The organism is uncultured Negativibacillus sp. (genome assembly GCF_944388365.1).
GTDB lineage: Bacteria > Bacillota > Clostridia > Oscillospirales > Ruminococcaceae > Negativibacillus.
The window spans coordinates 1-9,935 of record NZ_CALXIN010000069.1; the positions used below are offsets into that span (position 1 = coordinate 1).

Annotated in this window: 7 protein-coding genes; 5 read left to right on the forward strand and 2 right to left on the reverse strand. The window is 54.6% G+C overall.

The window, feature by feature from the left end; all coding sequences use genetic code 11:
• A partial coding sequence (gene alaS, locus Q0L39_RS08850; RefSeq protein ID WP_296628472.1) for an alanine--tRNA ligase occupies positions 1 to 2,369 on the reverse strand: 2,369 nt, incomplete at its 3' end.
• Between the two features lie 393 nt (positions 2,370 to 2,762).
• The gene (locus tag Q0L39_RS08855) at positions 2,763 to 3,509 is read right to left on the reverse strand and encodes a stage II sporulation protein R (RefSeq protein WP_296628474.1); all 747 of its coding nucleotides are present in this window, start codon (positions 3,507 to 3,509) and stop codon (positions 2,763 to 2,765) included.
• Between the two features lie 224 nt (positions 3,510 to 3,733).
• Between Q0L39_RS08855 and Q0L39_RS08860 the strand changes: the two genes are divergently transcribed.
• The 5 genes from Q0L39_RS08860 to Q0L39_RS08880 all read left to right on the forward strand — a co-directional run.
• Positions 3,734 to 4,540 carry a histidinol-phosphatase HisJ family protein gene (locus tag Q0L39_RS08860; RefSeq protein WP_296628476.1) on the forward strand — a complete coding sequence of 269 codons (807 nt, stop codon included), beginning with the start codon at positions 3,734 to 3,736 and terminating at the stop codon, positions 4,538 to 4,540.
• A 39-nt stretch (positions 4,541 to 4,579) separates the two neighbouring features.
• On the forward strand, positions 4,580 to 5,740 hold the full coding sequence (locus Q0L39_RS08865; protein ID WP_296628478.1) for a DUF362 domain-containing protein: 1,161 nt from the start codon (positions 4,580 to 4,582) through the stop codon (positions 5,738 to 5,740).
• A gap of 34 nt (positions 5,741 to 5,774) precedes the next feature.
• Entirely contained in the window at positions 5,775 to 6,674 is a 900-nt protein-coding gene (gene ispE, locus Q0L39_RS08870; protein WP_296628480.1) for a 4-(cytidine 5'-diphospho)-2-C-methyl-D-erythritol kinase, read from the forward strand.
• A gap of 32 nt (positions 6,675 to 6,706) precedes the next feature.
• Positions 6,707 to 8,575, forward strand: coding sequence for an NAD(+) synthase (gene nadE / locus Q0L39_RS08875; protein WP_296628482.1), 1,869 nt, complete (start codon positions 6,707 to 6,709; stop codon positions 8,573 to 8,575).
• Positions 8,576 to 8,851: 276 nt separating this feature from the next.
• A partial coding sequence (locus tag Q0L39_RS08880) for a hypothetical protein (protein WP_296628483.1) occupies positions 8,852 to 9,935 on the forward strand: 1,084 nt, incomplete at its 3' end.

The window sequence follows — 9,935 nt, forward strand, 5'->3', positions numbered from 1 at the left end:
TGGTCGCCCAGAGTACGCAGGCTGTCCGAAGCGGTATCCTTGAGGATTGCATGGATATAGCGTACGCCTTTGACGGTGACGGTATTTTTAAACAGCTCCTTGATCTTGCCGTTTGCAAGCTGTGCCTGCAGGGATTCGATCTCTCTTGCCTGTGCTTTCAGTTCCTTTGCAACTGCCTGTGCCTTGGCAACAACCTCTGCCTGACCAGCTGCTTTAAACTCGGAAGCGACTGCGCCGATGATACCCTCTGCGTTATTCAGCAGTTCCAGCACGCCCATGCCGGTTGCTGCCTCAATACGTCTGACACCTGCTGCAACCGAGGACTCGGAGATGATCTTAAAGGTACCGATCTCGCAGGTATTGTGAACATGGGTACCGCCGCAGAACTCAACCGAGTCGCCCATGGTGCAGACGCGGACGATGTCGCCGTATTTCTCACCGAACAGTGCCATTGCACCTTTGTTCTTGGCTTCTGCGATTGGAAGCTCCTCGATAACAACCGGATTGCCTTCCAGAATCATCTTGTTGACCAGATCCTGAGTCTTTGCAATCTCCTCGGCGGTCATTGCGGAGAAGTGGCTGAAGTCGAAGCGGCAGCGGTGCTCATCATAGTAGGAACCTGCCTGATGAACATGGGTGCCCAGTACCTCTCGCAGTGCCAGCTGAAGCAGGTGGCAGACCGAGTGGTTGGACATGATGCGTCTGCGGCGCAGTGCATCTACCTTGGCGCAGACGGTATCACCGGTATTGATGCTGCCGCTGGTCATGGTACCAATGTGCATGAAATGGCCTTCGTGGTCCTTCTTGGTGTCCTGTACGGTAAAGACATTGTCTCCGCAGACGATGACGCCGGTATCGCCCACCTGACCGCCGGATTCGCCATAGAAGGAAGTCTGATTGAGGATGAGGGTTGCGCTCTGGCCTTCCTCTACGCCGTCAGCAAAGCTGCCGTCGCAAATAACAGCCATCACCGAAGCTTCCTGCTCAAGGGTCTGGTAGCCAGTGAAGGTGGTTGCGCTCAGCGCGGTCAGGTCGATGGAATCGGTGCTCCAACCGCTGACATCCTTTCTTGCCTCTCTTGCACGGACGCGCTGTTCATTCATCAGACGGGTGAATTCCTCCTCGTCGATGGTGATATTCTGTTCGCCCAGAATCTCACGGGTCAGGTCGATTGGGAAGCCGAAGGTATCGTACAGACGGAAAGCATCCTCACCGGAGAGCACGCCGCCCTTGCCGTCGAAGGAAGCGATCATCTGCTGAAGCTGCTCCATACCCTGGTCGATGGTCTTCTGGAAACGCTCTTCCTCTGCTTTGATAACCTTAACGATATAGTCCTCGTTTTCACGCAGTTCCGGATATGCGCCCTCGTTTTCCTGGATAACTGTTCTTGCAACTTCGTGCAGGAAGGTTCCCTGGATGCCGAGCAGTCTGCCGTGACGGGCAGCGCGGCGGAGCAGTCTTCTCAAAACGTAGCCTCTGCCCTCGTTGGATGGCAGGATGCCGTCGCCGATCATGAAGGTAGTAGAACGGATGTGGTCGGTGATGACGCGCAGCGAGATGTCCTTCTTCTCGTCCTGCTTGTATTCGACGTTTGCGATGCGACAGATGTGTTTCATGATGTTCTGAACGGTATCTACCTCAAAGAGGTTGCCGACATTCTGCATAACGCAAGCCAGACGCTCCAGACCCATACCGGTGTCGATGTTTGGCTTTGGCATACGCTCATAATGTCCGTTGCCGTCCGAGTCAAACTGGGAGAATACCAGGTTCCAGATCTCCATGAAGCGGTCGCAGTCACATCCGACCTTGCACTCCGGACGTCCACAGCCGACGCCTTCGCCGCGGTCAAAGTAGATCTCCGAGCAAGGACCGCATGGGCCGGAGCCGTGCTCCCAGAAGTTGTCCTCTTTGCCAAAGCGAACGATGCGCTCCGGTGGGATGCCGACCTTTTCGGTCCAGATCTGTGCAGCTTCGTCGTCCTCTTCATAGACGGAAATCCACAGCTTGTCTGCCGGAATCTCCAGCACCTTGGTCAGAAATTCCCATGCCCATGCGGTTGCCTCTGCCTTGAAGTAGTCCCCGAAGGAGAAGTTGCCCAGCATTTCAAAGTAGGTGCCGTGGCGGTCGTCGTGGCCGACGCTGTCGATATCAGGGGTACGGATACATTTCTGGCAGGTGGTGACACGATGGTTCGGAGGTGTCTCCAGTCCCAGGAAGTATTTTTTCAGCGGCGCCATGCCGGAGTTAATCAGCAAGAGGCTCTTGTCGTTTTTCGGCACAAGCGAGGAGCTTGGCAGACGTGTATGACCCTTGCTTTCAAAGAAGGAAAGGAACTGTTCGCGCAGTTCGTTAAGTCCTGTCCATTTCATCGGTGTTCATTCTCCTTTTACATCCAGTTTTCATACTTTTCTCTTGGCAGGGTGAAAAATCATCGGGCGAAATAAAAAAACAAAGCCCCCGTCCCGATTGGGACGAGGGCTAAAAAACTCCCGTGGTACCACCCAAATTGCAGAAGAAATTTCCTCTGCCGCTTTGCGTTTCCGTTAACGCCGGAACGACGTGCGGCTCCTCACCGCCAGCTCCAAGATGGCGCTCCTGCTTCGATTGCGGCAAAACCTTTCAGCCGATGGGTTTTTTCTCTGTTGGCCGTTTTCCACAGGATTGATCTTTTCCCTGCCTTTTTACGCTTCAAATTATAATCTTCCCCCTATCGCTTGTCAAGCATCTTCTGCACTTTTTGGCAGATATGCTGCTGTGTCCGTTTATTTTGCCTGCCGGCTTTGTGGATTCGCAGAGGAAAGCACCGTCTTTGCAAAGTCCAGCAGTCCCAAGGTTTCCGGCTTGTCCTCCGCCTTCTTTTCGTCCTCTTTCTGCTGTGTGTTTTTTTGCAGCAATTCCAGCAGTGCAAAGCGCGGCTCATACTTTGGAGAGGAGTTTAACACCCGCAGCTGTGCGGCAGAAAAATCCGTTTCTACCGGTTCCTCAAAAGCCATCGGCAGACACATCTGCGGAAACAGTACGCACCACCAGTTGTGGCCCTGTCCGCTGCCAAGACAAAAGCGCACTGCGCGGTATTCTCCAGCCGGCATGGTAAAGTCCTCATACTCGCGGGTATCAAAGTACATAGTGGTGATGCAGGCAGTGACCTTTTGGGTGCTGCCGTTCTGATATACTTCGTCCTGCGCTGCCTCCACCAGCTGCGGCAGCAGTTCTTCTGCCTGCACCAGCAGCTCTTCCATACTGTCGCAGTCCTGCCCTAATCCAAGCTCGTGGGCGGTTTTCAGCACGCGGTCGCGCACCTTCAATTTCAGCGCCTGGTCCTCGTCGCTGTCCGAATTTGCCAGAATATGCAGCCGCAGCACTCCATCGTACAGCTCCTCACACCCTTTTGCAAAGACGGCGCTGTCAACGGCGGTCACCAGCATCAGGTTACATAAAAACACCATCGCCACTGCCATCCAGAAATGTTTGCCTTTGGAATGTATCTTCATCTTGAAATTGTCCTTCATTTTGTTTTCCTCCGATGTCTTTTTGGTTTGCTGTCCAAATTCTGCCCCTGCTTTCCAGAATTATGCAGCGATGGATTTATTTTCTGCAAACTGTGCAAAATACAGGACAAAGCGGGCGGAAGATGGTATAATTGTTGATAATAGATTTACTTTTTCAGAAACGCCCCTAAAACCGAAACACCGCGGTTTGATTGGGAGAAAACAAGAGAAGGGGGACTTCTTTGATGTATAGCAATCTGTTTGACAGCCACGTTCATTCGGATAATTCCCACGATGGGGAACACTCGATCAGCTTTCTGTGTGAGCACGCCCAGCAGAAAAACCTGATGGGCATCTGCATCACCGACCACTATGAATTAAATCTCAATTTGGATCAGGCGGATATCTGTCTGCGCAACTCCTTTATGGAAACAGGCCGCGCACGCCAGGCCTTTGACCAACGTCTGCTGGTTGCCAGCGGCATCGAGATGGGACAGGCCACCCGCAATATCGAAAAAGCGGAATCGGTGCTGCGCAAATACCGCTTTGACTTTGTCATCGGCTCGCTGCACTGCGACCGCTACATGGACGACTATGCCTACGTCGATTTTTCGGGACTCAATGTCGAACTGGTTTTACAGCACTACTATGAGGAAATGCTGGAGCTGTGCCAGTGGGGCGCCTTTGACACTCTGGCGCACATGACCTATCCGCTGCGTTACATCACCGGACAGTATCATATTCAGGTCGATATGAGCCAGTATCGGGACCTGATCGCCGAAATTCTGCGCACGCTGGCCGACAATGGACTGGGTCTGGAGATCAACACCGCCGGTCTGCGCCGCGAAATCAGTCAGACCTCGCCGACGCTGGAATATGTCAAGCTGTTCCGCGACCTCGGCGGCGAGATCCTCACCTTTGGTTCGGACGCACACCGTGCCCAGGACCTTGGTGCAGGCATCGAGTGCGCGATGGATATGGCAAAGGAAGCGGGCTTCTCCTACTTTGCCTTCTTTAAAAAGCGTAATCCACGCATGCTTCGCCTGCTGTAATGCAGGGAGAAACTGCTTACAAACCGGAGGTTTTGTCCCATGTCAACTTCTCAAAAAGAATATAAAGATACACCGATTGTGATGGTGAAGGCACAGGACTACCAGCCGCAGACCATCGACAGAGCGGTCGAGCGGCTGTGGAAGGAGCTTTGCATCGACCCTTCCCTGTTTTGCGGAAAAAAGGTGCTGGTAAAGCCAAACCTGCTGATGCGCCGCCGTCCCGAGGAAGCGACCACCACCCATCCGCAGGTGGTGCGCGCCGTCGTTGAACAGATCAAGCGCGCCCATCCTGCCCAGATTGTCATCGCCGACTCTCCTGGCGGACTGTATAATCCCACCCAACTGCGCGCCATCTACACCACCTGTGGAATGCAGCAAGCCGCCGACCAGACCGGTGCCGTCCTCAATTTCGACACCGGCAGCGGCGCTGTCGCGGTACAGCAGGGAAAACTCTGCTCCGAATTTAATCTGATCGACCCTGTGCGTCAGGCAGATGTAATCGTATCGGTGGGCAAGCTCAAAACTCACTGTATGACCGGTCTGTCCGGCGGCGTTAAAAACCTGTTTGGCTGCATCCCTGGTCTGCAAAAGCCGCAGCTGCACTACCGTTTCCAGAACAAAAACGATTTCGCCGGTATGCTGGTCGACCTGTGCCAGACGGTCGCTCCTGTGCTGACGGTGATGGATGCAGTCGAGTCGATGGAGGGCAACGGTCCTTCGGGCGGTACAATGCGCAAAACCAACTGCCTGATCGCCTCGCAGAGTCCCTTCTGTCTGGACCGCTTTCTGTGCGCGCTGATTGCTATGACGCCGCAGCAGGTTCCCACCGTCCAAAGCTGCATCGAGCGCGGACTGTGCCCGCAAAATGACGCCGACCTGCTGATTATAAACCCCGATGCTCTGCCCTGCCAGATTGCAGACTTCCAGCATCCGCGCTCCACGACCATCGACTTTTCCGGCAATGTGCCGCGCTTTTTGCAGCCTGCCGTGCGCTTTGGCGCAAAACATCTGCTTGCGCCAAAGCCGCGCATCGATCTGGACAAGTGCATCGGCTGCGGCAAGTGTGCCGAGAGCTGCCCGCCGCATACCATCCAGATTCAAAACCACAAGGCGCACATCAATTACAAGCAGTGCATCCGCTGCTATTGCTGCCACGAGATGTGTCCGGTACGCGCCATCCACATCCGCGGGCGGAAATAACCCTGTGTAATCAAAAATAGAGGAGGAAGGACGGATGGAACAGATCACCATCGAAGCCCCCTGTAAAATCAATCTCTCGCTGGACATCGTCGGGAAGCTCCCCAACGGCTATCACGAGATGGACATGGTGATGCAGACGGTCAGCCTGTATGACACACTGACCCTTTCGCTGCACCCTGGTAAGCCTCAAATCACCATGAGCTGTACAGTGGAGAGCGGCGCCGCACTTGCCTGTGACGAGACAAACATCGCTGTCCGCTGTGCCCGCGCCTTTTTTGAAAAAAACGGTATTCCTTTGTCGGGAAGCCTGCACATCGACCTTGTCAAGCGCATCCCAATGATGGCAGGACTTGGCGGCGGCAGCGCCGACGGTGCTGGCGTACTCGCCGGACTGGATCTTCTGACCGGCGCAGGCTGTTCGCTCGAACAGCTCGAATCGATCGGACTTGCCATCGGAGCGGACATTCCCTTTTGTCTGCGCGGCGGTACTCAGCGTGCGCAGGGCATCGGAGAGGATTTTTCTCTGTTGCCGCCGATGCCGGACTGTCCCATTGTCATCATCAAGCCGCGCTTTGGCATCAGCACAAAGGCCGCCTTTGCCCGCTGTGACACTGCTCCCTATACACATGCCGATGTGCAGAAGATGATCGCTGCACTGTCCACCGGCAAAACAGAAGCCATCGCCGGTGCCATGCAGAACGTCTTTGAAGAGCTTTGCTCCGAACAGGAGAAGCAGCAGCTGCATGATTGCCGTCAGCTGCTGTTGCAAAACGGTGCGCTCGGCGCTCTGCTCAGCGGCAGCGGCAGCGCACTGTTTGGACTGTTTGACAGTCCTCAGCGCGCTCTGCGCTGCACCGATCTGCTGCAAAATCATCCCCTGCTGGAGGGTGCGTTTCTGTGTCGCCCCGTCAGCACCGGTGCATTTTCATTTTAAACCCCAATTCTTTGCCGAAAGGATGTTGTGTTATGAATTCTGTCGTCCGTCTTTGCTGCTGCGTCAACCGCGTCGGCAGCGGCAATCCGCAGTTCTGCGGAGAATCAATCTGTGACCTTTTGGAAGAAAGCGGCAATCTGAACGCCGATCTGATGCTCTTTCCTCGTCTGGCACTGTGTCCGCCTTCCTCGGGCGCACTGCTGCACAGTGCAGCGGTCGCCCATCTGTGCGAGGAACAGCTCGATCAGATCCGCTCTGCCTCCGCCCAGAACCACAGCTGTATCATTGTCGGACTTGTTAAAAATATCTACGGCAAAAACACCGATGTCATCGCCGTTGTACAGGACGGTGAAGTGGTTTGCTACCTGCCTGCTGCCGGTTACGGACCGCTGTGTTCGGTCGATCCGGTCGAAGGCTACTACACCGATGACCGCAATGGCCTTCTGCGCAGCTGGGACACCCTGTTTCACTGTTCACAGCTGAGCTTCTGCATCTGTCCATGTCCGGTCAGTGACCTTGCGCTGCATCTGCCGCGCTTAGTAAAAACCGGCTGTCAGGCGGTGCTGGTTCCTTGCTATGAGCCTGCCTATGCAGAAACGGCACAGAAGGAACTGCGTCTGGTGCAGTCACTGAGCGAAACCTTTGGCATCGCTATCGCCTTTGTCCGCGGCGGACAGGGCGACACCTCCAGTCCGCTGGCATTTCAGGGACATGCCGCCATCTGTGAATGCGGACAGATGCTGGCTAACCACACCGGCGAAAGCTTTGAGGACGGCACCCATGCGCTGGAAAGCTTTGCCTTCTGCCGTGACCTCGACTGTGATATTCTGAGCGCAAGCCAGCGCTTCTCCGCGGTACGTCAGCCTGATATTATCCTCCGTGAAACCGAGGGCAAAAAAGGTCTGATGCGCACCGTTCACTCCGATCCTTTCCTGCCATGCGAGGGCAAGGAGGCCGAGGAATATCTGCAAACCCTGTTTGATTTTCAGGTACAGAGTCTGGTTGCCCGCGTCATCAACACCGGTCTGCATCATCTGGTGCTGGGTGTATCGGGTGGATTGGACTCCACGCTGGCGCTGTTGGTCAGCCACCAGGCACTTCGTCAGCTGGAGCTGCCCGATAAAAACCTCATCGCCATCACCATGCCTGGCTTTGGCACCAGCGACCGCACCTACTACAACGCTTTGAGCCTGATCTCGGCGCTGGGTGCAGAAAATCGGGACATCTCGATCAAGGCGTCGGTACTGCAGCACTTCGAGGACATCGGCCATGATCCTTCGCTGCGGGACGTCACCTACGAAAATGCGCAGGCCCGTGAGCGCACCCAGATCCTGATGGATGTTGCCAACAGCTGCCGCGGTCTGGTCGTCGGCACCGGCGACATGTCCGAGGATGCGCTGGGCTGGTGCACCTTCGGCGGCGACCACCTGGCAAACTACAACGTCAACGTCTGTCTGACCAAGACGATGATCCGCAAGATGGTCACCTTCCTGTGCGGACGGTTTGAGGAAAACGTCGGCAGCATCCTGCGCGACATTGTGGATACACCGGTCAGCCCTGAGCTGCTGCCGCCGGACGAGAGCGGCAAGATTCAGCAGAAAACCGAGGATATTCTGGGCAGCTACGACCTGCACGACTTTTTCCTGTACTATCTGCTGCGCTACAACTTCCCGCCGCGCAAGCTGTATTACTACGCCTGCCTTGCCTTTTCCGGCATCTTCTCCTCGTCCTACATCCTGGAAAAGCTCAAGGTTTTCCTCAACCGCTTCTTTGCCGGACAGTTTAAACGCAGCTGCTCCCCAGACAGCGCCGACATCACCGAGGTTTGCCTCTCCCGCTACCCTATTCCATCCGACGCATCCGCACAGGCGCTGCTTTCCGACCTTGCTGAGATTCGCTGATTTGAAAACTCCCCAAAGACCTGCCCCTAAAAAGGCAGGTCTTTTTTTTGTAAATCAGAAAATGTTTTCTTTTTTGTCTTTTAATAATGCGATGAACACCATTTTCTTTCCGGTCAAAGCGGTTGTTTATCCTTTTTTCTGCCATCTTTTTCCTGTGTCGGCACAGGTTTAGGCAGAGTTTTTGCTTTGCCCGTTTACAACCTTTCCCCAAATAGGTTATAATGGTGATGTATGTATTAAAAATCAACGCACCTTTTACGGGAAGGAGGAGAGGCTTTGTCTTTTCTCAATCGCCTGCTGGCCGCCGGCTGTGCAGCGTGGATGATGCTCGGCTCCACCGGCTGTTCCCGCCTGCAAACCTCGATCGAAGATCTGATGAGCCCGCCGGTGCTCACCCAGGAACAGGCAGAAATCCGCAATGCACTGTCCCGCGTTTCGGGTGACAGCAACATTAAATACAAATATCCACAGAGCGGCGACTACCGCTCCTCGTTTATCTTTTATGACATCGACAGCGATGGCAGCGAGGAAGCACTGGTCTTTTACCAGAGTTCTTCCAAAGGAGATGCCACCTGGATCAATATTCTCGACCGCGACAGCAGCGGACAGTGGATCTCGGTCTGCGAAACTCCTGCACCGGATTCGACCACCAACATCGACTTTGTCTCGTTTGAACACCTGCTGGACAGCAAAACCATCAGCCTGGTCATCGGCTGGGAGGATACCCGCAGCAGCAAGACCATCATCGCTTATAACTATCAGAATGGTCGTCTGCTGTCGATGTATGAACGGGAATACGACGAGGTTGCTATCACGGATCTGGATGAAAACGGAACCACCGACCTGGTACTGTTCACCCAGCAGCCGCAGTCCACACTGGTTTTTCTTGCCTGCTGCACCGAAAACGGCTTTGAAACGGTCGATTCAGCGACTCTGTCTCACAGCATCGTCAGCTTTGACAGCATTCAGGCAGGGAAAACACACGACGGTCAAAGAGCTTTGTTCTTGGACAGCACCGTCGATCTGTATGAAACCTCCTTTCAGGTCACCGATGTCATCGGTGCACGGCTGAGAGAGGATGGCTCACCGGCGTTGACAAACCTTCTGGATACACCACAGACCTCTTTGTCGCAGAACACCTTGCGTCCGGCACAGAATCTCTTCTGCCGCGACATCGACAACGACGGCACCATCGAGATTCCAACCTTATCGCCGCTGCCTGGCTATGAGGATGCTTTGGACGAGGACACTCTGTTTTTGACCACCTACAATCGCTTGGATACCACTTCGGGACAACTGATTGCCAAGCAGAGCGGCGTCATCAACACCCAGCACCGCTACATGATTGTCTTTCCACAGC